The organism is Gramella sp. KN1008 (genome assembly GCF_004332155.1).
In the GTDB taxonomy this organism is placed as follows: Bacteria; Bacteroidota; Bacteroidia; order Flavobacteriales; family Flavobacteriaceae; genus Christiangramia.
This window is the reverse complement of the sequence record NZ_SJDV01000002.1, coordinates 82,875-108,070: the sequence shown is the minus strand read 5'-3', so window position 1 is coordinate 108,070 and position 25,196 is coordinate 82,875. Positions and strand designations below refer to the sequence as shown.

The window sequence follows — 25,196 nt, the reverse complement described above, 5'->3', positions numbered from 1 at the left end:
CGATTTCAATTTTCAGTCAAAATGACTTTATGTTTATTTTAATGTTTCTATTTACTCAGATACATCTTTCTTCTTGAGTACAGATCATAGAAATCATCATCTTTTAAGCTTTCAATGAAAAGGATACTCTCTCCGGTACTCTTCATCTCTGGTCCTAATTGTTTATTTACCTTAGGGAATTTATTAAAAGAGAAGACCGGCTGTTTGATGGCATATCCATCAAGCTGAGGATTGAATTTGAAATCCTTGATCTTTTTCTCACCAAGCATCACTTTAGTCGCATAGTTCACGTAAGGCTCTTTATATGCCTTTGCGATGAATGGTACTGTTCTCGAAGCTCTTGGATTTGCTTCTATTATATAAACCTTTTCATCCTTAATCGCAAACTGTATGTTGATCAGCCCCACAGTATTAAGAGCAAGGGCGATCTTTTTCGTGTGATCCTTGATCTGCTGCATTACCAGATCTCCCAGGTTAAAAGGAGGTAATAATGCATTGGAATCACCAGAGTGAATACCGCAAGGCTCAATATGCTCCATAATTCCGATGATATACACATCTTCTCCATCACAGATAGCATCAGCTTCGGCTTCTATAGCCCCATCAAGATAGTGGTCTAGCAGGAGTTTGTTGTTAGGGATCTTTCTTAGAAGATCTACCACGTGCTCCTCGAGTTCATCTTTATTGATAACGATCTTCATCCCCTGACCTCCAAGCACGTAAGACGGCCTTACCAGGATAGGGAAATTTAGTTCATCGGCCAGTGCAAGAGCTTCATCCGCGTTCTCGGCAGTACCGAACTCTGGATAAGGAATATCGTTAGCCTGAAGAAGTTTTGAGAAACTACCTCTATCTTCAGCCAGATCAAGCGCCTCAAAACTGGTTCCCATGATCTTAATGCCATATCTGTCAAGTTTCTCAGCCAGTTTAAGAGCTGTCTGCCCACCCAATTGAACGATCACTCCTTCTGGTTTCTCATGGCGTATAATATCGTAGATATGCTCCCAGAATACTGGTTCAAAATACAGTTTATCAGCTACATCGAAGTCTGTTGAAACCGTTTCAGGATTACAGTTGATCATAATAGTCTCATACCCACACTCGGCAGCGGCAAGCACACCGTGCACACAACTGTAATCGAACTCTATCCCCTGACCTATCCTGTTTGGCCCAGAACCTAGAACTACGATTTTCTTTCTATCTGAAACTTTACTTTCGTTATCGATATAAACTTCTCCGTCTTTTGAGCGAATCTCATCCTCAAAAGTGGAGTAGTAATAAGGTGTTTCTGCTTTAAATTCGGCAGCACAGGTATCCACCAGCTTATAAACCCTGTTCACGCCAAGCTCTTCTCTTTTCTTGTAAACTTCACTTTCCCAGCAATCCAGCATATGAGCGATCTGCCTGTCGGCGAAACCTTTTTGTTTCGCCTCAAGAAGTAAGTCTTTTGGAAGCGAATGTATATCGTAAGTTGAAATCTCGTTTTCCAGGGCATGCAGCTCTTCATATTGCTTAAGGAACCACATATCTATCTTGGTAATCTCATGTATCCTGCTTAATGGAATACCCATCTGGATAGCATCATAGATTACAAAAACCCTGTCCCAGCTGGGATGGGTAAGTTTATCTATAATCTGGTCGTAATCCTTATAACCTTTACCATCTGCACCAATCCCGTTTCTCTTGATCTCAAGGGACTGGGTGGCTTTATGTAAAGCTTCCTGGAAAGACCTTCCTATTCCCATAACCTCTCCAACAGATTTCATCTGAAGACCTAAAGTGCGGTCTGCTCCCTCAAATTTGTCAAAATTCCATCTTGGAATCTTTACGATCACATAATCAAGAGAAGGCTCGAATAAAGCCGAAGTGGATTTGGTGATTTGGTTATCAAGCTCATCAAGATTATATCCCAAAGCAAGTTTGGTTGCTACTTTAGCAATTGGATATCCTGTTGCTTTTGAAGCGAGTGCAGAAGACCTGGAAACACGAGGGTTGATCTCGATTGCATAGATATCTTCTTTTTCATCAGGGCTTACCGCGAACTGCACATTACATCCCCCGGCAAAGTCTCCGATACTACGCATCATTTTAATGGCCATATCCCTCATTCTCTGGAAAGCACTGTCGCTAAGAGTCATTGCAGGTGCTACGGTGATGGAATCACCGGTGTGGATCCCCATAGGATCCATGTTTTCCACGGTACAAATGATCACCACATTATCGTTCTTATCACGCAGCAATTCTACTTCATACTCCTTCCAGCCTAGAAGGGCTTTATCAATTAAGACCTCATGTATAGGTGAGGTTTCAAGGCCATAGGTAAGCATTTCATCAAAATCCTCGGCACGGTGCACAAAGCCTGCTCCTCCTCCACCAAGGGTAAATGACGCCCTTATCACTAACGGATAACCGAACTCCTGAGCTACTTCCTTCCCCTGTAAATAAGAGGTAACAGTTTTCGCGGGAGCTACCGGAATACCAATCCTTCCCATTAACTGTTTAAACTGTTCACGATCTTCACAAATATTGATAGCATCAATATCAACACCTATAAGTTTTACATTGTAGTCGTTCCATATCCCCTTTTCGTCAGCCTCAATACATAAATTCAACGCAGTCTGCCCTCCCATAGTTGGCAACACCGCATCGATCTCAGGATGTTCCTTTAATATTTCAACTATAGATTTTGTGGTCAGCGGTTTCAGATACACATGATCGGCCATGGATGGATCGGTCATGATGGTTGCTGGATTGGAATTTATGAGTACGGTCTTGATCCCATCCTCCTTCAAGGAACGCAGTGACTGGGTTCCGGAATAATCGAATTCACAGGCCTGTCCTATGATAATGGGACCAGAACCTATAATTAAAACGCATTTGATGTCTTTGTTCTTCGGCATGATGTTTTGTTGTGTTCGCGGTAAAAATAAGAAGCGTGTGGATATAAAAAAAGGCGTTACTTAAAAAGTAACACCTTTATTATTTCGAATAACGTGATTCATTAGTGTTTATGTCTGTTTTCAGAAGATACAGATAATTTCTTTCTTCCTTTAGCCCTTCTTCTTGCAAGGACCTTTCTTCCGTTTGCACTGGCCATACGCTCCCTGAAACCGTGCTTATTTTTTCTTTTCCTTTTAGATGGTTGAAACGTTCTTTTCATTGTGAATATCTTTTATCTTCTGTAAATTCGTTATTTAGCTGTCTTAAAAACTGCGTGCAAATATACAAAGCTTTTTAAGTACTGCAAATACTAAATTAAAATAATTTTGAATTGTTTTTATTACCTTTGCCGCCTGCAAAATTGAGATAAAAATGTTCAACAAGAATATCAAATTAGTTTTAGCCGGTTTAATCATCGCTGCTGCGATCTGGCAGTTTATTGACGGGAATATTGGTAATGGGATCTTTCTGATCCTGCTTTCAGGGATTTTCATATTCCTGTATTTCAAAAATGAAATGATATTACTGGCATTTCTTCGCCTTAGAAAACAGGATTTTGACGGAGCAAAAAAATGGCTTGACAAAATAAAAGATCCTGAAAAAGCACTTACACAGAAACAGCAGGGTTATTACTGGTACCTGCACGGACTCATGGTATCTCAAACCAATATCACCCAGGCTGAGAAATTCTTTAAGCGAGCTATCAGATTAGGGCTTTCTATGGACCACGACCTGGCTATGGCCAAACTAAACCTTGCCGGAATAGCAATGACGAAAAGAAGAAAAAGAGAAGCCACCATGCTTTTGAATGAAGCCAAGAAGCTTGACAAACATGGTATGATGAACGATCAGATAAGAATGATGAAGGAGCAAATGAAAAAGATCTAAATTCTTTTTTACTTTTCAGAAAGTTACTTTATCTAATAAATTAGCCGTTAAACGATAATATTTTTCTGCAACAAAAAGCTGGACTACTTTCGCAGTGTAACAGCCCCACTTGACGTTGCATGAAAAAACTATTACTAGTTTTACTGTTTATTGGCCCCACGGTATTTTCCCAGCAAAACCTGCAGGACAGGACATTCTTCTCTCAGGTACTTTTCGAACACCTTTCTGATTATAATAAAAAAGCAGACCTTGCTTACAGGATGAATGACTACAAAAAAGCAAAAATGCTTTTTGAAGATTTCACCAATAACCAGCTGGAAGGTTCCTATATGGATAATTTCAAGTTCAGTAACCTGAAGAAAAAACAGGTGGAACTATACGATTATGAGAAACCTGTATTTTTGATCACCTATTCCTCGTGGTGTATACCCAGTAAGGGGGAAATCCCTGCACTCAATGATCTTGCCGCCCAATACAAGGACCAGATAGACTTTGTAGTATTATTCTGGGATACTCGGGACAAAGCAAAAGAAATGGCCAGACAATTCTCCTCGAATATTTCTGTGGTTTATGTTGACGAAAGAGAGAACAACGGTGCCTACGTGGTCAAACAACTCAAACATTCACTGGGTCTACCAACCTGTTTTCTATTATCTGATGACAAGAAGATAATGGAAATAAGAAGAAGCGTTTTCCCCGCTTTACAAACCGAACCTGAAAAAGCCTATCGGGAAAATTTCATTGCTCTTGAAACTTCCATATCTAAAAACCTTATAAACGAGTACGAGGAAGTTTATGCTGAAAATATCTCCCTCGAATAAATTTAAGTACCATTTTTACTGTACAGCAGGATAATGCCCCTCTTCCGGAATATCTATATAATAGGTCTTTCTTGATGCATTCTTAAGATGATCATCCCTCAACCAGGGGTTATGCACCTTAAGTATCTTATAGTTGATACCGAATTTTTCAGCAAAATCAGGAAAATCCTTTACAACAGTGTCAACCTTTACCTTATTTACGGGAATGGGCTGATAAAGATCATCATCATCAAAACTGAATCCATATTTTTCAGGATTATTCATTATTTCCTTTAATGCAAGTATTCTAAAAATATACCTTCCTGTTTCTTCTCCAAGGAGCAAATCATAATAATCTGATACTTTCTGTCTCTCCAATTGCTTATCAATTCCGTACTGTCCGGCATTGTAAGACGCCGCAGCAAGTGTCCAGGAACCGAACCTGGCTTTTGCCTTTTTAAGATAATCACTGGCAGCACGTGTTGACTTTTCAATATGATATCTCTCGTCCACATTATCGTTGATCTCCAGCCCGTATTCCTTTCCTGTACTTTCAAGGATCTGCCAGAAACCAATGGCCCTTGCAGGGGATACTGCCTGGGTGAGTCCGCTTTCTATTACCGCCAGGTATTTGAAGTCCTCTGGTATACCTTCCTCCTTTAAAACTTTCTCCACGAGAGGAAAGTACTTATTCGCCCGTTTCATTAATAGCATCGCATTAGACTGCCAGTAAGTGTTTACCAGTAATTCGCGATCCATCCTTTCGTATACATCGGGATCTTCCAGGGGAACAGGTTCTCCTGCGAAATCCAGCTTATCGGGCATGGGCAGGGCTACAATTTTGTATGTATCTGCTACACTTCTAAGAGGGTTATCAGTCGCTTTATTTTTAATCTTCTCCCGGCTCATCACAGCTCCATCTTCACGTTGTACGGCATGTATACTTACGCCACAAACCGTGATCAATCCAACAATCAGCAATGCATTTTTTAAAATCTTCATAATTCTTTAATTAACTTTTTCAGGTTCTTTCTTCTTCAGGATTCCCGACATAATAAGTTCGGGCAGGTTCTCATTAAACCAACGAAATCTATTAATTATCATTATATGGGTACCTCCCTTAACGATTATCGCATTAGAAATATTCTTTACAGGAAAAACTTCATCCTTATTCCCATGTATATGAATCACTCTTTCGTCTGGCTTCTCACATCTCCAGTTTACCATATTCCTGATAGCCCAGTTAAGATACCGCGTGTCGCGTATAGAAATGAACTGCTTATAAAGTCTCGCCCTGGTCTTTAGAAAATCACCCACTGCGATCTTTTCAAAATAATCCACATAATCTGCCAGTTTCGTCGGAATGATCTTAAAGAGTCCCGTTTTTGAGGCAAATTTCATACGAGGCGGCAATTCATCAGTGCATTTTACACTGGAAACTATGATAAGCCGTTTAAGTTTTAAGAACTTAGCCATTTCCTGTACAATTACCCCGCCAAATGACACCCCAATAAGCACAGGTTCTTCATGCTTTACGAACTGAAGCAGTCTTTTTGAGTAATCAGGTAAGCTTTCATCCTTTTCAGGAATCTGCCATTCCAGATAGTGCATTTTAAAGCTTTCAGAAGGCAAATTAATATTCTCAAAAATAGCTTTATCAGTAGCCATACCGGGCATTAGATATACATGTATGAGGTCTTTATCCTGTTTCATTTTAACATGTATATAACAAAGAATGCTGGCATTTAATCGTAAATTTAACCATCAAAATTACTGCTTAATACTCGACTTTCAAATTACGAATTCATAAAAAATGGAGAAAGTAATACATCCTGCGGATTCGCGGGGTACCGCAAATTTTGGCTGGCTTAATGCTAATTATTCATTCAGTTTTGCAAATTATTTTAACCCCAACAAAGTTCAATTTGGCCAGTTAAGAGTTCTGAACGATGATATTGTGAAAGCAGGTATGGGCTTTGGTACTCATCCACACGAAAATATGGAGATCATAACGATCCCGTTAAGCGGAGAGGTTAGACATAAGGATTCCATGAATAATACAGGTGTGATCAAAGCTGGAGAAGTTCAGGTGATGAGTGCAGGGACAGGAGTTGAACATAGTGAGTTCAATTCTTCCCAGGACGATCTCAATATGCTTCAAATATGGATCTTTCCTGAGAAGAACGGTCTTGAACCACGATATGAACAGAAAGACTTTTCTAACTTGCTGGAACCCGATAAGCTGGTTAACATAGTTTCTCCCAAATCGAAGGGTACAGAAAATTCTTTATGGATAAACCAGCAGGCCTATCTTTCTCTAGGGGAATTTGAAGCAGGGAAGAAAATAGAATACGAGCTAAAAGACAAAACTCATGGGGTATATGTGTTTTTGATAGATGGTGAGGCAGAGGTTGACGAAACCCTGCTTAATAAACGGGACGCTGTTGGTGTGTGGGACACCTCCCAAATTACTTTAAATTTTAAAAATTCTTCCAAGGTTCTTTTAATTGAAGTGCCTATGAGTTAATTTTACAGGTATGAGCGATAATGCATTAACAATCACAGACAACGAGTTTTTAAGACAGTTTGAAACCCGGATAAATGAAGAACTGGCAACTATCGAATATTCGCAGCAGGAACGCAAGATTTTTCTCACCAAATTGATAATGCCAGAGAATACCGAAAATCGTCAGGAAGAATTTATCAAGGCGGTTCTTTCCGAAATCAAGGAAAGAAATACACGTGTGGTTCCTACAAGTCCTGAGATTGCGGGGTTTATGAGGAGACATCGCAGAAAATATAAAGATCTTCTGCCTGTGGGTATAAATATCTAAACTGTCGCCGCCTCGGTAAGACTTTCAAACCTTACCAGGCCATCTACATCTATTTCAGTTAGTTTAATCTTCTGAAGGGTATTTACTTTTGCCGGATCCCATGGAGCTTTTACTTTCACATAGTTCTCTGTAAAACCGTGAATATAACCTTCTTTATTTTCCCCTTCAAACAGCACCGTACAGGTGTTGCCCAACTGGCTTTCATAGAATGCTCTTCTTTTCTTCGCAGATAAACCTCTAAGCATTTTACTTCTTTTCTTTCTGACTTTCAATGGCACAACGCCATCCATGTCGGTCGCAGGAGTATTATCCCTTTCAGAATATGTGAATACGTGCAGATAAGAGATATCGAGCTTATTCAGGAAATTATATGTTTCGAGGAAATGCTCTTCAGTCTCTCCGGGAAAACCAACAATCACATCTACCCCTATACAGGCATTAGGCATCACTTTTTTGATCTGTTCCACCCTGTCTACATAAAGATCGCTCAAATACCTGCGTCGCATCAGCTTTAAAATCTCATCACTCCCACTTTGAAGAGGGATATGAAAATGCGGAACAAAAGTTTTACTCTGAGCAACAAAATCTATAGTCTCATTTTTAAGCAGGTTGGGCTCTATAGATGAAATTCTAAGCCGTTCAATTCCTTCCACTTCATCCAGCGCCTTAACCAGGTCTAAAAATGTATGTTCATGCTTTTTATTTCCGAATTCGCCCTTACCGTAATCCCCAATATTAACCCCTGTTAGAACGATCTCTTTAATACCCTGCTCTGAAATTTCAGCTGCATTTTTCAGAACATTCTCCAGTTTATCACTTCTTGAAATTCCACGAGCTAAAGGAATGGTGCAATAGGTACACTTGTAATCACAGCCATCCTGAACTTTCAGAAAAGCTCTTGTTCGATCCCCTATAGAATAAGAACCCACATAAAAGTCAGCTTCATCGATCTCACAGGAATGCACTTCCCCAAAATCGTTTTTTGTAAGATCGTTTAGGTAATCGGTTACCTTGAATTTTTCAGTAGCCCCTAAAACCAGGTCAACGCCATCTACCTCTGCCAGCTCCTCAGGCTTTAGCTGAGCATAACAGCCAACCGCGATTAAAAAAGCATTCTCATTGATCTTTTGAGCCTGTTTGACTATGGTCTTGAAACGCTTATCGGCATTTTCGGTAACCGAACAGGTATTGATCACATAGATATCAGCCCTATCGGTAAACTCAACTCTTTCAAAACCTTCGTTTTCGAAAGACCTTGCAATGGTAGATGTTTCTGAAAAATTGAGTTTACAACCCAAGGTATAAAATGCAACTTTCTTCGCGCTCATAGCCAACTTTTATTTTTCATAACCCGTTTTTAGGGGCTGCAAAGATACCAACTTAAAATGGTTTGATAAAATACTCCCGCATAGGTAATTATGGCCTACTCTGAAACTTAAGATTTAAACTGTATTTTTTTGTACATTTAAATACTTCTATAGAAGAGAATGCAAATTAAGGAAAACAAAAGTACTCCGGTTAACGGAAATAATTCTGAACCCCTACTTCAACAGAAAATATTTTCTAAAGGGACGGGGCTTAGTAGTGATTTTAAGGAACTACTTCAAAAAGGCCGCCTAAGCGATGAAGATCTGGAACAGTTCCGGCTTGACATCATAAGAGCGCAGAAAAACAAGCATTACAAAGTGCTTATTATTTCAATCTTAATATTTCTTATCCTGGCAATCCTCATTTTTTATCTAGTCTCTTAACCCCTTCGCCACTTGGATGTAAGGTCAAATACATGATGCAAAATCTTCCTGTCTTCCACTGTGAGCTCAGTATTACGTCTTTGCATAACCATTTCAGCCGTTTCAAAGACTTTTTCAATCTTGTAGGTACTGGTACCGGCACTTCCACCCCAGCTGAAACTTGGGATAAAGTTCCTGGGAAATCCGCTGCCAAAGATATTGGCACTAACTCCTACCACTGTTCCCGTATTGAACATGGTATTGATCCCACACTTACTATGGTCACCCATAAGTAAACCACAAAACTGAAGTCCGGTTTTGGCGAATCTTTCGGTATTATAATTCCAGATACGCACTTCAGCGTAATTATTCTTTAGGTTTGAATTGTTAGAGTCGGCACCTATATTACACCATTCCCCAAGTACTGAATTTCCCAGGTAGCCATCATGCCCTTTGCTGGTGTTCTCAAACAATACTGAATTATTTATCTCTCCCCCTACTTTACAATAAGGACCAACGGTGGTAGCTCCATAGATCTTCGCTCCCATTTTAATCACAGAATTCTCCCCAACCGCCAGAGGCCCTCTGATAAGGGAACCTTCCATGATCAGGACATCCTTTCCAATATAAATAGGACCTGCAGAAGCATTTAATGAACAATTCTCCACTACTGCTCCTTCTTCAATGAAGATATTTTCGGGAGCCTTTACATAATTAGATTCATGAATTTCATATGATTCCCGGCCTTTGGTAAGAAGATCGAAATCAAGCTGAATCGCATCAGCATTCTTTGAAAAGATTTCCCAGGTATGGGCGATTTTCAGAACCTCGTCCTTAACTTCTATCTTTTTTAATTCGGAAAGCTGTGGTTCAGTTGCTCCATCCTGGAAATAAGCCACTGTATCCTCTCCGGAAAGAATAGCTTCACCACTTTTCAGGTTTTTAATCTGCTCCACAAGAATGGGAGTTGGAAGGAAGGAGGAGTTAATGAAAATATTATGCTCTTCCAAACGCATTGGCCATTTGCCACTCAGATAATCTTCTGTACTGGTAGAAGTGGTCGTTTCAAGATGCTTTTCCCACTTTTTACGAATACTAAGGACACCAACCCTTATATCAGCCACCGGCCTGGTAAATGTAAATGGTAAAAGGTCATTTCTCGATGGACCATCAAAGAGAATATAGTTCATTATTTTGCAATTTGCATCAAAAATAACAGTTCCTGAACAACAGGAAAGTAATTATCATAAATTTCACATAATCAAAAAAAGCCGCTAAAAAGCGGCTTTATATATATCTTAAAAACAGGAAAAATTACTTTTTCTTGAATTTCGAGTACTTATTCTTGAATTTATCAATTCTACCCGCACTATCAACAAGTTTAGTCTGACCTGTATAATATGGGTGAGAAGTTCTGGAAATTTCCAGTTTCACCAACGGGTATTCAGTTCCGTCAACTTCAATAGTCTCTTTTGTTTTGGCAGTAGACTTTGTGATAAATACGTCCTCGTTAGACATATCTTTAAATGCTACCAATCTATAATTTTCCGGATGGATTCCCTGCTTCATCGCTTTGATCTTTTAATTTTCGAGGTGCAAATTTAAGCATTAACTCAACAACTACAAATAAATTTCAAAAAACTTTTGAGCCGGCTCTAATGTAACGTTTTGTTATATTTGTTAACTAACTGCTAAAAACTATCAAACTTCAAATTATGGAATCGTCTTCAAAAAAGCTGGCTACCAGTTACGGTGTGTATCTTGGGATCGCCTTAGTTCTTGTATCTGTTCTCATTTACGCCTTTAGTCTTGAACTTATGACCGAATGGTATATGATGGTGATAAACCTCGTTCTAATTCTGGTATTATCAATCATGGCCGTTAGACAGGCAAAAAAAATCCACCCAGGACTCTTTAGTTTTAAAAGCGCATTTGCCACTTATTTCCTAACAATATTTCTTGGTTTATTAATAGCAACCGTCTTCAGCCTGCTACTATTTAATGTTATAGATCCTGATGCCGCGCAAACTCTGAAAGAATTAACTATGGAAAAACAAATGGCGATGCTTGAAAATTTCGGCGTTCCGGAAGCACAGATCAATGAGCAAATGGCTAAAATGGAACAGGAAAATACTTTTTCACTTAAAAATGTTCTTATCGGTTTTGCTTCACAATTAGTTCTATTTTCATTAATAGGTCTTATTATTGCATTAATTTTTAGAGAAAAAGAGCCAACTAACGTTTAAAATGCAGATATCGGTTGTAATACCACTTCTTAACGAAGAGCAATCTCTTGCAGAATTATATGATTGGATCGCAAAGGTTTTGCGGTCCAATTCCTTTTCTTATGAGATCATTTTTATTGACGACGGAAGTACTGACGCTTCCTGGAAGACCATTGAATCGCTTTCCAAAAATGATGAAGCGGTTAAAGGTATACGCTTCAACCGGAATTATGGCAAGTCTCAGGCCTTGCATGCAGGCTTCCTTAGAGCCCAGGGAGATGTAGTGATCACTATGGATGCCGACCTTCAGGACAACCCGGAAGAGATCCCCGAACTTTATGATATGATAGTAAAGGACGGATTCGACCTGGTTTCTGGCTGGAAGAAAAAACGTTATGATAACGTACTGACCAAGAACCTGCCGTCTAAAGTTTTCAACGCCGCCGCCAGAAAAACTTCTGGAGTGAAATTACATGATTTTAATTGCGGACTTAAAGCCTACCGCAAGGAGGTAATAAAAAACATTGACGTATATGGTGAAATGCACCGTTATATCCCTGTTCTTGCCAAGAATGCCGGTTTTTATAAAATCACCGAAAAGGAAGTTCAGCACCAGGCGAGAAAATATGGGAATACGAAATTCGGAATAAACCGCTTTATTCACGGGTTTTTAGACCTTTTAAGCATCTGGTTCCTTTCAAAATTCGGTCGCCGGCCTATGCATCTTTTTGGTGCCCTGGGTGTGCTAATGTTCATCATTGGTTTCATCTCTGCGGGATGGATCGGGTTTTCCAAACTTTACAAATTATACCACGACCTTCCCAATACCCTTGTTGCCCAAAACCCATGGTTTTATATCTCTCTCACTGTAATGATCATAGGAACACAATTTTTTCTAGCAGGATTCCTGGGTGAGCTAATTTTAAGATCAAAAAGGGATAAAGAGCGGTATCTCATCAAGAAAACCACTTCTAATCTTTAGGAGCTTTCCCGGATTAATGTTTATTTTTGCTAAGCAAAAAAATTAAATTATGCCTACAGTTAACCCTGATATTCTTAAAAAGGCCAAAGCCTGGCTTACCGATATATTCGACACCGAAACCAAGGACGAAATAAACCGTTTGATAAAAGAAAACCCAAAAGAGCTGGAGGAAAGCTTCTATAAGAATGCTGAATTCGGAACCGGAGGAATGCGTGGTGTTATGGGTGTGGGTACCAACCGCATTAATAGATACACTCTAGGAAAGAATACCCAGGGCTTATCAGATTACTTAAAACGATCATTTCCCGATCAGGAAATAAAAGTGGCCATCGCTTACGATTGCCGTAATAACAGTCAGAAACTGGCGAAAGTAGTAGCTGATGTATTCTCAGCTAATGGTATCAAAGTTTATCTTTTTTCGGAATTAAGACCTACCCCGGAGCTTTCATTCGCTGTAAAAAAACTTAACTGTCAGTGCGGGATTGTTTTAACCGCAAGTCATAATCCGCCAGAGTATAACGGATATAAAGTTTACTGGGAGGATGGCGGCCAACTGGTTCCACCACAGGATACAGAACTGGTAGAAACCATTAACAGCCTGGAATATGATGCAATTAATTTCAACGCGAACGAGGACCTTATACAGAAAATAGACTCAGAGGTAGACGAAGCTTTTGCAGAAGCTTCGGTAAAGAACGGAAGTTTTAATATTCCGGCATCCGCCAGGGAAAACCTAAAAGTCGTTTTTACTTCTCTACATGGCACTTCGATCACCATGGTTCCTGAGGTATTGCAAAAAGCTGGTTTCACAACTGTTTCCCTTGTAGAAGAACAAAAGGAACCCAATGGAAATTTCCCAACTGTAGAGTCTCCTAACCCTGAAGAACCCGAAGCTCTTAAAATGGCTCTTGAACTGGCGGAAAAGCAAAATGCCGATATCGTCATAGGAACGGACCCTGATTGTGACAGGCTCGGAGTTGCCGTAAGGGATCTAAATGGTGAAATGATTCTGCTGAACGGAAATCAAACCATGCTGGTCATGACCTGGTTCCTTTTAGAGCAATGGAAGAAAGAAGGTAGAATAAATGGAAACGAATTTGTAGCCTCTACCATCGTATCCACACCTATGCTAAAAAACCTGGTGGAAGATTACGGTGTTGAATATATGGAGGTGCTTACCGGCTTTAAATGGATCGCAAAACTGATCAAAGATCACCCTGAACTTGATTTTATTGGGGGCGGTGAAGAAAGTTTTGGCTACATGGTAGGTGAGTTTGTAAGAGACAAGGATGCGGTTACCGCTACCCTACTCGCATGTGAGATCGCCGCTACAATGAAGGCGGAAGGGAGCTCCTTTTATAAAAAACTGCTTGAACTTTATACCAGATACGGTCTTTATAGAGAAGAGCTAATTTCTTTAGTAAAAAAAGGGATTGAAGGAGAAAAGGAGATAAAACAAATGCTGATAGATCTTAGAGGGAATCCATGGGAGGAAATTGATGGAGAAAAGGTTGTCCTTGTAGAAGATTATAAGTCTTCCGTTTCAAAGAACACCCTTGACCATACCGAAAATACCATAGATATCCCCAAGTCCAATGTGCTTATTTATTATACTGAAAATGGCACCAAGATAGCCGCAAGGCCTAGTGGAACAGAACCAAAGATCAAATTCTACTTCAGTGTGAATACCGAATTGGAATCTATAGAAGACTATGCTGAGGAAAATCAGAAACTGAGTGATAAAATTGCCCGTATCAAACAGGAACTTAAACTGGGCTAACTGTTTTTAAATGACCTATTTCCGGAAAATACTACAGTTCGCGATCCCTTATAAACAATTCGCGATACTGAATATTATTTGCAATATTTTATACGCGGTCTTCAGTACCCTTTCGTTTATCGCATTGATACCGGTGATTCAGGTACTCTTTGACAAAACGAAAAGGGTTGCCGCCAAACCCGAATGGGATGGTATTGCGGGTATAAAGGACTATGCAGTTAATCATTTCAATTATTATGTAACTCAGAAAGTCAATGAAGATGAAGTTGCCGCTCTTGTCTTTATTTGTGGTATTGTGGTGCTTTTGTTCTTTCTAAAGAACCTGTTCGGATACCTGAGTTCGTTTTTCCTTACATTTCTGCGAAATGGAGTGCTAAGAGATCTCAGAGATACGGTCTATAAAAAGATCCTGGAACTGCCTGTCTCCTATTTTTCAGAAAAAAGAAAGGGAGACACTATTTCGCGTATCACAGCTGATGTTAATGAAGTCCAGACTTCATTTTTATCCATTCTTGAGCTAATTGTAAGGGAACCGCTAACCATCCTTTTTACGATCATCGCGATGCTGATGATGAGCGCCAAGCTTACGCTTTTTGTCTTTATATTTCTTCCTATCTCGGGATTTATAATTTCTCTGATTGGCAAACAGTTAAAGAAACAATCGAACCTGGCACAGGAAGAAAACGGACATTTTCTGAGTATAGTGGAAGAAACATTATCCAGTCTTAAGATCGTTAAGGGCTTTAATGCCGAAAAAAAATTCTATTCCAGGTTTCAGGAATCCACAAACAGGTTGAATTCCATTCTTAATAAGCTGGTTAACCGTCAGAATCTGGCTTCTCCCACGAGTGAATTTCTGGGAATATTTGTGATCGTTATCATTTTGTGGTTTGGAGGGAATATGGTGCTGGTTGAAGGAACCCTGGACGCGGCAACTTTTATAGCCTTTCTTGGTCTGGCCTACAACATCCTTACTCCGGCCAAACAGATTTCCAAGGCCTCCTATAGCGTGAAGAAGGGTAATGCTGCTGCTGAACGTATCCTGGACGTGCTGGAAACTCCATCAAACCTTACCGATGCGCCAAATGCAATTGATAAGAAGGAATTTGAGAACGAGATCAGCATTGAGAATGTAAGCTTCAGCTATGAAAAGGAAAGTGTTCTGAAGAATTTCAGTATAAAAGTACCAAAGGGCCGCACAATAGCACTAGTAGGAAAGTCCGGTTCAGGAAAATCTACAATTGCCAACCTTATCACAAGGTTTTATGATGTAAACGACGGCAGTATTAAAATTGACGGTACAGATATTCGCGATATCAAAAAAGCATCTTTAAGAGACCTTATGGGGTTGGTAACGCAGGATTCCATCCTATTTAATGATACTATTAGAAACAATGTTTCCCTTGGAAAAAATGACGCTAGCGATGAAGAGATCATCGAGGCATTGAAAGTAGCAAATGCCTGGGAATTTGTAAAAGACCTGCCACAACAACTGGATACCAATATTGGTGACAGTGGAAATAAATTAAGTGGCGGTCAAAAACAACGCCTCTCCATTGCAAGGGCTGTTTTAAAGAATCCACCGGTTATGATACTGGATGAAGCAACATCAGCACTGGATACCGAAAGTGAAAAACTGGTACAAAAAGCCCTGGAAAATATGATGAAGAACCGTACCTCGGTAGTCATTGCCCATAGACTGTCTACCATTCAGAATGCTGATAATATAGTGGTAATGCAACGAGGTGAGATTGTAGAACAGGGAAAGCATCAGGAACTGATCTCAGCAAACGGCACCTACAGGAAACTGGTTGAAATGCAATCTTTCGACTAATAAAAATGCCCGGGATCCCGGGCATTTTTATTATACTTTAACCTGCTATCTTTTTAATTCCCCCGATGTAATCGCTTTTTCGAGATTTGCGCTTACCAGTGCGAAACTTCCAAAGAATTTTTTACCATCCTTCCTTTTCAGGCTTACCCTGGTCTCTTCACCTTCAGTTTCTATACGGGTAACCACTACCCTGGTTCCGACTAATTTTTTATAATCAGCAATCCCTCCTGTTTTGATTATAAAATTAGGCCTGGGAAAATCGATGTGGGAATACTGATATTGTTCAGAATCCTGAATAATCAGAGTTTCCCCTACCTTAATATCGTTGAAAGAATTCTGAGCGTTGGCTGAGAATGAAATAAAAAAGATCAGCAACATGGATACGAAACAAAACTTTTTCATAGTGTATATTTTTTATGCCTTTTAAAATTAAAACTTCTTTGTTTAAATTTAAGAAATAAAAAAATGGATGATAAAAGTAGGTATCATCCATTTTTTATTAAAAATTATTTCCACTTTGGGGCAAATGAAAATAATGAGATCTAATTCGATTTTTTGGGGCAAAAAAAGATTAAATCATTTGTTGAAGTAAAGATACAATAAAGTTTGATTTAAACAAGCAAAAAATGTTTTTTGTCAGGTAAAAAGGTATTTTATCGATTCATATATAGTATTTTGAAGTACTTTTCTTACTTATTGGTATTAAAAATTTTCCTTTTTGAAGATGTTAGCTTTTCAATACCTTTAACGCCCTGATCTAAAATATTAATCACAGAATCTTGCAAAACGCCGAAGATCCATTTATAGAACGTCTGAAAGACAGCTCAACCTCACAGGAAGCTTTCAGGGAACTTATAGCGCAATATAAGGAGCGCCTGTACTGGCATATACGTAATATAGTAAAGGATCATAATGATACGGACGACATACTCCAGAATACCTTTCTCAAGGTGTATAGAAACATTAAGCAGTTTAAAGGCGATAGTAAACTATACAGCTGGATGTACAGGATAGCCACTAACGAATCAATTACTTTTCTCAATAAAAAAGCCAGAAGGTCCCAAATAACCTCTGAAGAATTACAAAACCAGATTCTGGATAATCTGGAAAGCGATGTATATTTTGAAGGAAATGAAATACAATTAAAATTACAGAAGGCCATTGCTATGTTGCCTGCAAAACAGCAACAGGTATTCAATATGAAATATTTTGAAGAGCTAAAATACCGGGAAATGGCTGAGATCCTGGAAACCAGCGAAGGAGCTCTTAAGGCTTCTTATCATCATGCAGCAAAAAAAATTGAAGAATATTTAAAAACTAATTAAACCATTAGAAAAACTTATAGTCAAAGAAACGATGAAGACCGATAAATCAAAATATCCTAAGAATTCTGGCTTCAAGGTCCCAAAAGATTACTTTGACAACTTTGAAGAGAGAATGATGCGTAAGCTCGAAGAGCAGGAAGCCGTGAAACTTCCTGTTACTCAGAGTGGATTTGCAGTTCCCGACGGATATTTTGATACCCTGGAAGAAAAGATCCTGCAAAAAACTAAAGACAGTACTCCTGTTATAAGTATTTTCAGAAAGGAATACCTTTTCTATGCAGCTGCTGTGGCGGCAATATTCATTCTCATGTTGGGCAACTTCTTCCAGACCACATCAGATCAACCGGTGGGCTGGGGTGATATTGAAATTTCGATAATGGAGAATTATATCGATCAGGGATATGAAATGGGCTTTATAGATCTTAATACCTCAGATTATTCTGATTTAATTTTGAAGGATGGTAAGCTTATTGATGATTCTGATTTCTATTCTGTAAACCCTGAAACGGTTATGGATTATATTGATAAAAATATTGAGGACCCTAGCTATATTTTAGAATAGATCATGAAAAAATTAATAATCATATTTTTAGTCTTCCTTACTGTTCCGGCTGCGATAGCCCAGGATTCAGACAGTGAGAAATGGGAACAAATAAAAGCCCTTAAGGTGGCATATTTTACGCAGGAACTTAATCTTAATGATAAAGTGGCACAAAAGTTCTGGCCTATTTATAACAGGTACGAAAAGGCCAGACGTGATCTTCACAAGCGTGAACATATAGATATTGAGAATGTTGAGTGCATCAACGAGGCTCAGGCGAATGAGCTTTTAAATGAATTTCTCAGCGTGGAGAACGAGGAATATAAGATTAAAAAACAGCTGTTTAGGGATCTTAAAGAGATCATTTCAGCTAAGGATATTATCAAGATGCACAAACTGGAAGATGAATTCCATAAAAAGCTTATAAAAGAATATCGCTCAAAAAAAGAGCGTAAAGATGCAAATAGCAGTGAGTAGTTTTACTATTCATATTTAGTTTTTTGGTTAGTTAGTAGTGAATAATCCGGCAGGTTCTATATCTGTCGGATTATTTCATTTTAACGAAACCTCAATCTCGCGATACGGTTCTTTCCGGCTGCATAGGCAGTAGAATCGTTCACAAATCTCAGGGTATAGAAACCTTCATCAGAAAGCTTCTTCCAGCTCTTCCCGGCATCCCTGCTATACTCTATTCCCGTAAAACCGGTTGCGAGGATCTGTTCTGCATTTGAATCTGGAACATATCTCACACTGCTTTTATATCCTGGAGCCTGTCCATCGGCAACCAATTCCCATGTTTTCCCACCGTCTTTTGTCACCGCTTTATTCCCGGTATTACCTTCCGGATTGGTATAATCCCCACCGATTATAATTCCATTTTTGGAGTCATAAAAATCCATACTGTAACCTCCAGTTGTTGGCTTGCCCTGTAACAACGGTGTTTTAAAAACTTCCCAGGTTTTTCCTTTATCCGGAGAATAAAAGACTCTCGATTTCACCCCACCCGTAAGTATCCAGGTCTTCTCCCCTTCTAAAGCAATATTAGAATTGCTCGCTGCAAAGGCAGCTTCACCTTCATCAGATCCTGGTAACTTATCACAATCCAGTTTACTCCAGCTTTTGCCTCCATTTCTGGTGATGATTATTGAAATACAAGAATCGGTAGGATCTCCCATAGCGATCCCTTCCATATCATTCCAGAAGGCTATGGCATCGTAGAACACCTTCTCATTTTGCTCTTTATATACAAGCTCCATTTGTCCTGAATCACCCGTCTTATATAGTAATGCGGGATTCGCGACACTCAGCATAAAAAAATCGTTCGCCGTACTGGCTACTGCGCGAAATTCAGGAACAATAGTGTCAAATTTCTGAACATTAGTCTTCCAGCTATTGTTCGCTGCGTTGTATAGACCATATTTGCCATTATTCCCGGCAAAAGCCAGATTCTGCCCTATTACCTCAATAGCCCGTACACTTAAAGAATCATCTTCGAGCAGCACCTCCATTTCGACAGACTCAAAGTATTTTGGCTCTCGGTTATCAGCAATTTCAGATTCATTATTCTTATTGTCATTTTTGCAGGCGAAAACCATTAAAACCAGTAACAAACTTATTTTTCTCATATCAGGAATTTGCTTCAAATATAAATTTTTCCCATTCAAAAAACCGTAACTTTGCCGCTTTAAAGGAAATTTATGCGCCTACACAGAAATCTTGTTTTTGCCACTATAGATGCTCTTGCCGAAATATTTAATGAAGGGTTCTATGCCGATAAGGTGATTGAAAAGACTCTGAAAAGAGATAAACGATGGGGCTCAAGAGATAGAAGTTTTATAGCCGAAACCACCTATGATATTGTGCGATGGAAAAGACTTTATGCCGAAATAGCTGAAGTAAAAGAGCCTTTTTCACGGGAAGACCTCTTTAGAATGTTTGCTGTGTGGTGCGTACTTAGAGGAATCAAATTACCAGACTGGCCGCAATTTGAAGCAACACCTGTAAGGCGAATTAAGGGTAAATTTGACGAATTAAGCAAAACAAGAAAATACCGGGAATCTGTCCCCGACTGGCTTGACGAACTTGGGGCCAAAGAACTGGGAGATAAAACATGGACTAAAGAATTACATGCACTTAACACTCAGGCACCCGTGGTTATAAGGGCGAATAAACTTAAAACCACTCCACAACAACTTGCAGAAACTCTTCTGGAAGAAGGTATAGAAACTGCAAATCTCAGGAATTATCCTGAAGCGCTTCAATTAAAGGAACGGGCTAATATTTTCAAAACAAAGGCATTCAAGGATGGATTATTCGAAGTTCAGGACGCCAGTTCCCAAAGAGTAGCCGAATTCCTTAATGTAGAACCCGGAATGCGTGTGGTAGATACCTGTGCCGGTGCCGGAGGAAAGACCCTGCATCTTGCCGCACTGATGGAAAATAAAGGCCAGATAATTGCTTTGGATATTTATGGAAATAAACTTAAAGAGCTTAAGCGCCGGGCTAAACGGGCCGGAGCACATAATATAGATACCAGAAGTATAGATTCCACTAAAGTGATCAAAAAACTATATAATACTGCAGACAGGGTCCTTATTGATGCTCCCTGTAGCGGATTAGGTGTCTTGAGCCGGAACCCGGATGCGAAATGGAAATTACAGCCGGAGTTTCTTGAAAATATTCGAAACACACAGTTGGAAATCCTGCAAAAATATTCCAGGATTGTAAAGAACGGAGGTAAGCTCGTATATGCTACCTGCTCCATTCTGCCATCTGAAAACCAGCAACAGGTTCAGAAATTCCTGAAAACTGAGGAAGGAAGTGAATTCACACTTAAAAAGGAAAAGACCATACTTTCAAGCGAAAGTGGCTATGACGGATTCTATATGGCACTTTTAGAAAAAAAGTAGATCATAATCCAATAGATCCAGTAACTTACTTTAGTGAATGCAGGATAAGACTTTCATCGGGTCCATGAAAGAACGTACCGGTAACAATTTCCTTCGATTCGATTTCAGATTGAAGGCTTTCACACATATTGCTACAATCTATCTTATACTGATAAAGTAAATACGGTCCATCCTCATGTTCGGTAATAAAACTGTGACCGAAATTCTTAAGGTTGATATCAAAACTTACATTAGCTGGAGCTTTCTCTTTGGACCTAACGTTTACAAGTATGTATTTAACGGCAGAACCATCCAATGGCGGATTTTCAATCTCGACTTTCCTTACTTTTAAATCGTAGATGTAGCCCAGTTCATAATCAAAGCCTTCTATCTCATCATAAAAAAAACTCCATTTTCCTCCTCCAATTTCTTCGCTTTCCTGTACCAGGTACACCAAATGCAACCCCTCACCAATTCCTGTCTGCCGAAAATGATTAATTCGCATATTCTCCACTTTTAATGGATTTGCTTCGTTACCAACAATTGAACAGGAACTATTCCCGGAGAAAACGGCCAAAGCAATTACCAAAATTATACTGTACTTGAGATACATGATGAGAAGTTTTTGATTGATACTCTTAAGATACTCAATATTGAAAAGATTTAAAACTTAACTTTCTTAAAATATTTATTCTAGCAAAGAAAAAATCATAAATTTGTGCCTTTCAAAAACAACACAAAACATACTAGATGATCCTTTTCTTCGGAAACCAAACTACTAAGGTTTTTGCTGTAGAAACCCACTCAGAACTTTCAGCACAGGAAATCGCTAAATTGAACTGGCTTTTCGGAAATACTCAACAAATAAATAAATCTGCCCTGGCAGATTTTTTTGTTGGTCCACGTGCCGCCATGATCACTCCCTGGAGTACCAATGCCGTTGAAATAACCCAGAACATGGGAATTCATGGTCTTATCAGGATTGAAGAATTCCTCCGGGTTGATAAGCACTTTCATGATTATGATCCTATGCTCTCGCAGAAATATGAAGGCCTGGATCAGGACATTTTCGATATTCATATCAACCCCGCTCCTATTATTGAGGTGGACGATATCGAGGCATTTAATCAGCAGGAAGGTTTAGCTCTGAATATTGAAGAAGTGGCTTACCTTCAGGGATTGGCCGATCGTCTGGGTAGAAAACTTACCGATTCTGAAGTCTTTGGTTTCTCTCAGGTAAATTCTGAGCATTGTCGCCATAAGATCTTCAACGGAACATTTATTATAGATGGTGAAGAAAAACCGGTTTCTTTATTCAAACTTATCCGAAAGACTTCCGAAGAGAATCCCAATGATATAGTTTCAGCATACAAGGATAACGTAGCGTTTGTAAAAGGGCCAAAGGTTGAACAGTTCGCTCCAAAGTCTGCAGATGTTCCTGATTTTTACGAAAACAAAGATTTTGATTCGGTAATATCTCTAAAAGCCGAAACACATAACTTCCCTACCACTGTAGAACCTTTCAATGGTGCAGCTACAGGTAGTGGCGGTGAGATACGAGACAGGCTTGCCGGAGGAAAAGGCTCCCTCCCACTAGCGGGAACAGCCGTTTATATGACTTCTTATTCCCGACTTGAAAAAGACAGAAAATGGGAGAATGGAATGAAAGAAAGAGAATGGTTATACCAGACTCCAATGGATATCCTTATAAAAGCCTCTAATGGAGCTTCCGATTTTGGAAATAAATTTGGTCAGCCGCTTATTTCAGGTTCAGTTCTAACCTTTGAGCATGCTGAACATGATCGTTCCCTTGGGTATGATAAAGTAATCATGCTTGCGGGAGGTGTAGGATATGGTAAAGCTAGCCAGGCAAAAAAGGACGTTCCAAACAAAGGAGATAAAATAGTTGTTCTTGGAGGTGAAAATTACCGCATTGGAATGGGTGGAGCCGCTGTTTCTTCAGCAGATACCGGGGAATTCAGTAGCGGTATCGAACTGAACGCTATCCAGCGATCTAACCCCGAAATGCAGAAAAGAGCGGCCAATGCCGTTCGCGGGATGGTAGAAGCCGATGAGAACCCGATTGTTTCCATTCACGACCATGGTGCTGGTGGACACCTTAACTGTCTGAGCGAGCTGGTAGAGGAAAAAGGTGGAAAAATAGACCTTGATGCTCTTCCTGTTGGGGACCCCACCCTTTCGGCAAAAGAGATCATTGGAAACGAATCCCAGGAACGAATGGGACTGGTGATTGGGGAAGCCGAAATTGAAAAACTTAAGCGAGTGGCAGACAGGGAACGTTCTCCAATGTATGAAGTTGGCGACGTGACCGGCGATCACCGCTTTACTTTTGAAGGAAAAAAATCTGGCCAGAAACCGATGGACCTGGAACTATCTGACATGTTTGGAAGTTCTCCCAAAACGGTAATGACCGATAAAAAGATAAAAAGAGATTATTCTGAGGTCAGTTATGAGACTTCTAAAATTCATGAATATCTGAATCAGGTACTACAACTTGAGGCAGTAGCCTGTAAAGACTGGCTTACCAACAAGGTAGACCGCTGCGTTTCGGGAAGGGTTGCAAAACAGCAGACCGCCGGACCTCTTCAGTTACCGCTGAACAACTGCGGAGTAATGGCTCTGGATTACAGGGGAAAAGAAGGAGTTGCCACTTCCATTGGGCATTCTCCTGTTTCGGCTCTTGTAGATCCCGTTGCCGGATCCAGGAATTCAATAGCTGAAGCTCTTTCAAATATAGTTTGGGCTCCTCTTGAAAAAGGTCTGAAATCTATCTCACTTTCAGCCAACTGGATGTGGCCCTGCAATAATGAAGGTGAAGATGCAAGGCTTTATGAAGCAGTTGAAGGAGTGTCAAAATTTGCAATTTCTCTTGGCATTAATGTGCCTACAGGAAAGGACTCTCTTTCCATGAAACAGAAATATAAAGATGGAGAGGTGATCTCTCCGGGAACAGTTATCATATCTGCCGCGGGGCATTGTGACGATATTACCAAAGTGGTGGAACCTGTTCTGCAGAAAGATGGCGGAGATATTTATTATATCAATCTTTCCCAGGACAAGTTCAAGCTTGGAGGTTCCTCGTTTGCCCAGATACTGAATAAAGTCGGGAATGAAGTTCCAAGCATTCAGAATGACAAAAAGTTTGTTGAGACATTTAATACCATTCAGCAGCTTATCAGGAAAGATCTCATCCTGGCCGGACACGATGTAGCTTCAGGAGGACTCATCACTACTTTACTGGAAATGTGTTTTGCCGATGTAAATCTATCAGCCGATCTGAATCTTTCCGAATTAAATGAAAGAGACATCATAAAACTTCTTTTCAATGAAAACTGCGGAATAGTCTTCCAGGCCAAAGATTCTTCAGTAGAAGATATGCTGAAAGAAAATAAAATTGAATTCTTTAATATCGGAAAGGTTACGGAAGGAAAAGAATTGAAAATAAGAAATACCGGAGCTAATCTAAGCTTCAACATTCCGGAATTAAGGGATACCTGGTATAAGACCTCTTTCCTGCTAGACGAAAGACAGAGCGGAATAGACAAGGCCACAGAACGCTACAATAATTATAAAGACCAGCCCCTGGAATTTAAATTCCCTGAACATTTCACAGGCAAATTACCTGAACTTGATGCTAACAAGTCTAAGATTAAGGCAGCGATCATTCGGGAAAAAGGCTCAAATTCAGAAAGGGAAATGGCACGTGCCATGCACCTGGCTGGATTTGATGTGAAGGATGTTCATATGACCGACCTGATTACCGGTCGTGAAACACTGGAAGATATTCAGTTTATCGCGGCAGTTGGAGGATTCTCAAATTCGGATGTGCTGGGAAGTGCGAAAGGATGGGCAGGCGCTTTCCTGTATAATGAGAAAGCTAAAAAAGCCCTTGACGATTTCTTCGCAAGAAAAGACACACTCTCATTAGGTGTTTGTAATGGTTGCCAGTTGTTCATAGAACTTGGACTCATCAACCCAGACCATGATCAGAAACCAAAAATGCTGCATAACGAATCCCATAAATTCGAATGTAATTTCACTTCGGTTGAAATTCAGGAAAACGATTCGGTGATGCTTTCCACTCTTGGCGGAAGCAAACTTGGAATCTGGGCCGCTCATGGTGAAGGTAAGTTCAGCTTCCCTTATGAAGAAGAGAAGTACAGGATCGTTGGAAAATACGGTTATGAAGGTTATCCGGCAAATCCTAACGGATCTCATTATAATACCGCAATCCTCACCGATGATTCCGGGAGACACCTGGTAATGATGCCTCATTTGGAACGATCAACTTTCCAGTGGAACTGGGCTCATTACCCTAAAGGAAGAAAAGATGAGGCTTCTCCGTGGCTTGAGGCCTTTGTAAATGCCAGAAAATGGCTTGAGAAAAAGGCGTGAAAAAAGTTAAAAA

Annotated in this window: 24 protein-coding genes; 14 read left to right on the top strand and 10 right to left on the bottom strand. The window is 39.7% G+C overall.

Going from position 1 to position 25,196, the window contains the following annotated elements; all coding sequences use genetic code 11:
- Positions 1-47: 47 nt before the first annotated feature.
- Positions 48-2,900, bottom strand: a complete 2,853-nt coding sequence (gene carB, locus EZJ28_RS03675) for a carbamoyl-phosphate synthase large subunit (protein ID WP_131395063.1) — start codon at positions 2,898-2,900, stop codon at positions 48-50.
- Positions 2,901-3,001: 101 nt separating this feature from the next.
- Positions 3,002-3,160 (bottom strand): 50S ribosomal protein L34, encoded by a 159-nt coding sequence (rpmH, locus tag EZJ28_RS03670; RefSeq protein WP_011708966.1) that lies wholly within the window; start codon positions 3,158-3,160, stop codon positions 3,002-3,004.
- A gap of 152 nt (positions 3,161-3,312) precedes the next feature.
- On the opposite strand from rpmH, the gene EZJ28_RS03665 reads away from it, so the two are divergent.
- Together EZJ28_RS03665 and EZJ28_RS03660 are read left to right on the top strand one after the other, a co-directional pair.
- On the top strand, positions 3,313-3,828 hold the full coding sequence (locus tag EZJ28_RS03665) for a DUF2892 domain-containing protein (protein ID WP_131395061.1): 516 nt from the start codon (positions 3,313-3,315) through the stop codon (positions 3,826-3,828).
- Positions 3,829-3,947: 119 nt separating this feature from the next.
- Positions 3,948-4,649, top strand: a complete 702-nt coding sequence (locus EZJ28_RS03660) for a TlpA disulfide reductase family protein (RefSeq protein WP_131395059.1) — start codon at positions 3,948-3,950, stop codon at positions 4,647-4,649.
- A gap of 15 nt (positions 4,650-4,664) precedes the next feature.
- On the opposite strand, the gene EZJ28_RS03655 is transcribed toward EZJ28_RS03660, so the two are convergent.
- Positions 4,665-5,630, bottom strand: coding sequence for a lytic transglycosylase domain-containing protein (locus EZJ28_RS03655; RefSeq protein WP_131395057.1), 966 nt, complete (start codon positions 5,628-5,630; stop codon positions 4,665-4,667).
- A 6-nt stretch (positions 5,631-5,636) separates the two neighbouring features.
- Positions 5,637-6,341, bottom strand: a complete 705-nt coding sequence (locus tag EZJ28_RS03650) for an alpha/beta fold hydrolase (RefSeq protein ID WP_131395055.1) — start codon at positions 6,339-6,341, stop codon at positions 5,637-5,639.
- A 100-nt stretch (positions 6,342-6,441) separates the two neighbouring features.
- On the opposite strand from EZJ28_RS03650, the gene EZJ28_RS03645 reads away from it, so the two are divergent.
- On the top strand, positions 6,442-7,155 hold the full coding sequence (locus EZJ28_RS03645) for a pirin family protein (RefSeq protein ID WP_131395053.1): 714 nt from the start codon (positions 6,442-6,444) through the stop codon (positions 7,153-7,155).
- Positions 7,156-7,165: 10 nt separating this feature from the next.
- Positions 7,166-7,462, top strand: a complete 297-nt coding sequence (locus EZJ28_RS03640) for a GNAT family N-acetyltransferase (RefSeq protein WP_131395051.1) — start codon at positions 7,166-7,168, stop codon at positions 7,460-7,462.
- On the opposite strand, the gene mtaB is transcribed toward EZJ28_RS03640, so the two are convergent.
- The gene (mtaB, locus tag EZJ28_RS03635; protein ID WP_131395049.1) at positions 7,459-8,790 is read right to left on the bottom strand and encodes a tRNA (N(6)-L-threonylcarbamoyladenosine(37)-C(2))-methylthiotransferase MtaB; all 1,332 of its coding nucleotides are present in this window, start codon (positions 8,788-8,790) and stop codon (positions 7,459-7,461) included. The genes EZJ28_RS03640 and mtaB overlap by 4 nt on opposite strands.
- 159 nt (positions 8,791-8,949) lie before the next feature.
- Between mtaB and EZJ28_RS03630 the strand changes: the two genes are divergently transcribed.
- Positions 8,950-9,213: a hypothetical protein gene (locus EZJ28_RS03630; RefSeq protein ID WP_131395047.1), complete on the top strand. Its 264-nt coding sequence runs from the start codon at positions 8,950-8,952 to the stop codon at positions 9,211-9,213.
- On the opposite strand, the gene EZJ28_RS03625 is transcribed toward EZJ28_RS03630, so the two are convergent.
- Together EZJ28_RS03625 and EZJ28_RS03620 are read right to left on the bottom strand one after the other, a co-directional pair.
- Entirely contained in the window at positions 9,210-10,382 is a 1,173-nt protein-coding gene (locus tag EZJ28_RS03625; RefSeq protein ID WP_131395045.1) for a GlmU family protein, read from the bottom strand. The genes EZJ28_RS03630 and EZJ28_RS03625 overlap by 4 nt on opposite strands.
- A gap of 124 nt (positions 10,383-10,506) precedes the next feature.
- A complete protein-coding gene (locus tag EZJ28_RS03620) occupies positions 10,507-10,761 on the bottom strand; it encodes a type B 50S ribosomal protein L31 (RefSeq protein ID WP_131395043.1) in 255 nt (84 codons plus the stop codon).
- A 146-nt stretch (positions 10,762-10,907) separates the two neighbouring features.
- Here EZJ28_RS03620 and EZJ28_RS03615 point away from each other — a divergent pair, with 146 nt between their 5' ends.
- The 4 genes from EZJ28_RS03615 to EZJ28_RS03600 are packed head-to-tail and all read left to right on the top strand — an operon-like array spanning position 10,908 to position 16,013.
- Positions 10,908-11,438 (top strand): DUF4199 domain-containing protein, encoded by a 531-nt coding sequence (locus EZJ28_RS03615; protein ID WP_131395041.1) that lies wholly within the window; start codon positions 10,908-10,910, stop codon positions 11,436-11,438.
- Position 11,439: 1 nt separating this feature from the next.
- Positions 11,440-12,399, top strand: a complete 960-nt coding sequence (locus tag EZJ28_RS03610) for a glycosyltransferase family 2 protein (protein WP_131395039.1) — start codon at positions 11,440-11,442, stop codon at positions 12,397-12,399.
- Positions 12,400-12,448: 49 nt separating this feature from the next.
- Positions 12,449-14,179 (top strand): phospho-sugar mutase, encoded by a 1,731-nt coding sequence (locus EZJ28_RS03605; RefSeq protein WP_131395037.1) that lies wholly within the window; start codon positions 12,449-12,451, stop codon positions 14,177-14,179.
- 10 nt (positions 14,180-14,189) lie between these two features.
- Complete coding sequence (locus EZJ28_RS03600) at positions 14,190-16,013, top strand: ABC transporter ATP-binding protein (RefSeq protein ID WP_131395035.1); 1,824 nt, start codon at positions 14,190-14,192, stop codon at positions 16,011-16,013.
- 45 nt (positions 16,014-16,058) lie between these two features.
- Here EZJ28_RS03600 and EZJ28_RS03595 read toward each other — a convergent pair whose 3' ends face one another.
- The gene (locus EZJ28_RS03595) at positions 16,059-16,415 is read right to left on the bottom strand and encodes a hypothetical protein (protein WP_131395033.1); all 357 of its coding nucleotides are present in this window, start codon (positions 16,413-16,415) and stop codon (positions 16,059-16,061) included.
- Between the two features lie 377 nt (positions 16,416-16,792).
- Here EZJ28_RS03595 and EZJ28_RS03590 point away from each other — a divergent pair, with 377 nt between their 5' ends.
- Genes EZJ28_RS03590 through EZJ28_RS03580 form a run of 3 tightly spaced genes read left to right on the top strand, consistent with a single transcriptional unit; the run spans position 16,793 to position 18,356 of the window.
- Positions 16,793-17,338, top strand: coding sequence for an RNA polymerase sigma factor (locus EZJ28_RS03590; RefSeq protein WP_131395031.1), 546 nt, complete (start codon positions 16,793-16,795; stop codon positions 17,336-17,338).
- Positions 17,339-17,369: 31 nt separating this feature from the next.
- Positions 17,370-17,900, top strand: a complete 531-nt coding sequence (locus tag EZJ28_RS03585; RefSeq protein WP_131395029.1) for a hypothetical protein — start codon at positions 17,370-17,372, stop codon at positions 17,898-17,900.
- A 3-nt stretch (positions 17,901-17,903) separates the two neighbouring features.
- The gene (locus EZJ28_RS03580) at positions 17,904-18,356 is read left to right on the top strand and encodes a hypothetical protein (protein ID WP_131395027.1); all 453 of its coding nucleotides are present in this window, start codon (positions 17,904-17,906) and stop codon (positions 18,354-18,356) included.
- A gap of 80 nt (positions 18,357-18,436) precedes the next feature.
- Here EZJ28_RS03580 and EZJ28_RS03575 read toward each other — a convergent pair whose 3' ends face one another.
- Positions 18,437-19,504: an oxidoreductase gene (locus tag EZJ28_RS03575; RefSeq protein ID WP_131395025.1), complete on the bottom strand. Its 1,068-nt coding sequence runs from the start codon at positions 19,502-19,504 to the stop codon at positions 18,437-18,439.
- A gap of 72 nt (positions 19,505-19,576) precedes the next feature.
- Between EZJ28_RS03575 and EZJ28_RS03570 the strand changes: the two genes are divergently transcribed.
- Positions 19,577-20,788: an RsmB/NOP family class I SAM-dependent RNA methyltransferase gene (locus tag EZJ28_RS03570; RefSeq protein ID WP_131395023.1), complete on the top strand. Its 1,212-nt coding sequence runs from the start codon at positions 19,577-19,579 to the stop codon at positions 20,786-20,788.
- 25 nt (positions 20,789-20,813) lie between these two features.
- Here EZJ28_RS03570 and EZJ28_RS03565 read toward each other — a convergent pair whose 3' ends face one another.
- The gene (locus EZJ28_RS03565) at positions 20,814-21,380 is read right to left on the bottom strand and encodes a DUF4377 domain-containing protein (RefSeq protein ID WP_242670062.1); all 567 of its coding nucleotides are present in this window, start codon (positions 21,378-21,380) and stop codon (positions 20,814-20,816) included.
- Between the two features lie 137 nt (positions 21,381-21,517).
- Here EZJ28_RS03565 and purL point away from each other — a divergent pair, with 137 nt between their 5' ends.
- Positions 21,518-25,183 carry a phosphoribosylformylglycinamidine synthase gene (purL, locus tag EZJ28_RS03560; protein ID WP_131395021.1) on the top strand — a complete coding sequence of 1,222 codons (3,666 nt, stop codon included), beginning with the start codon at positions 21,518-21,520 and terminating at the stop codon, positions 25,181-25,183.
- The last annotated feature ends 13 nt before the right edge of the window (positions 25,184-25,196 follow it).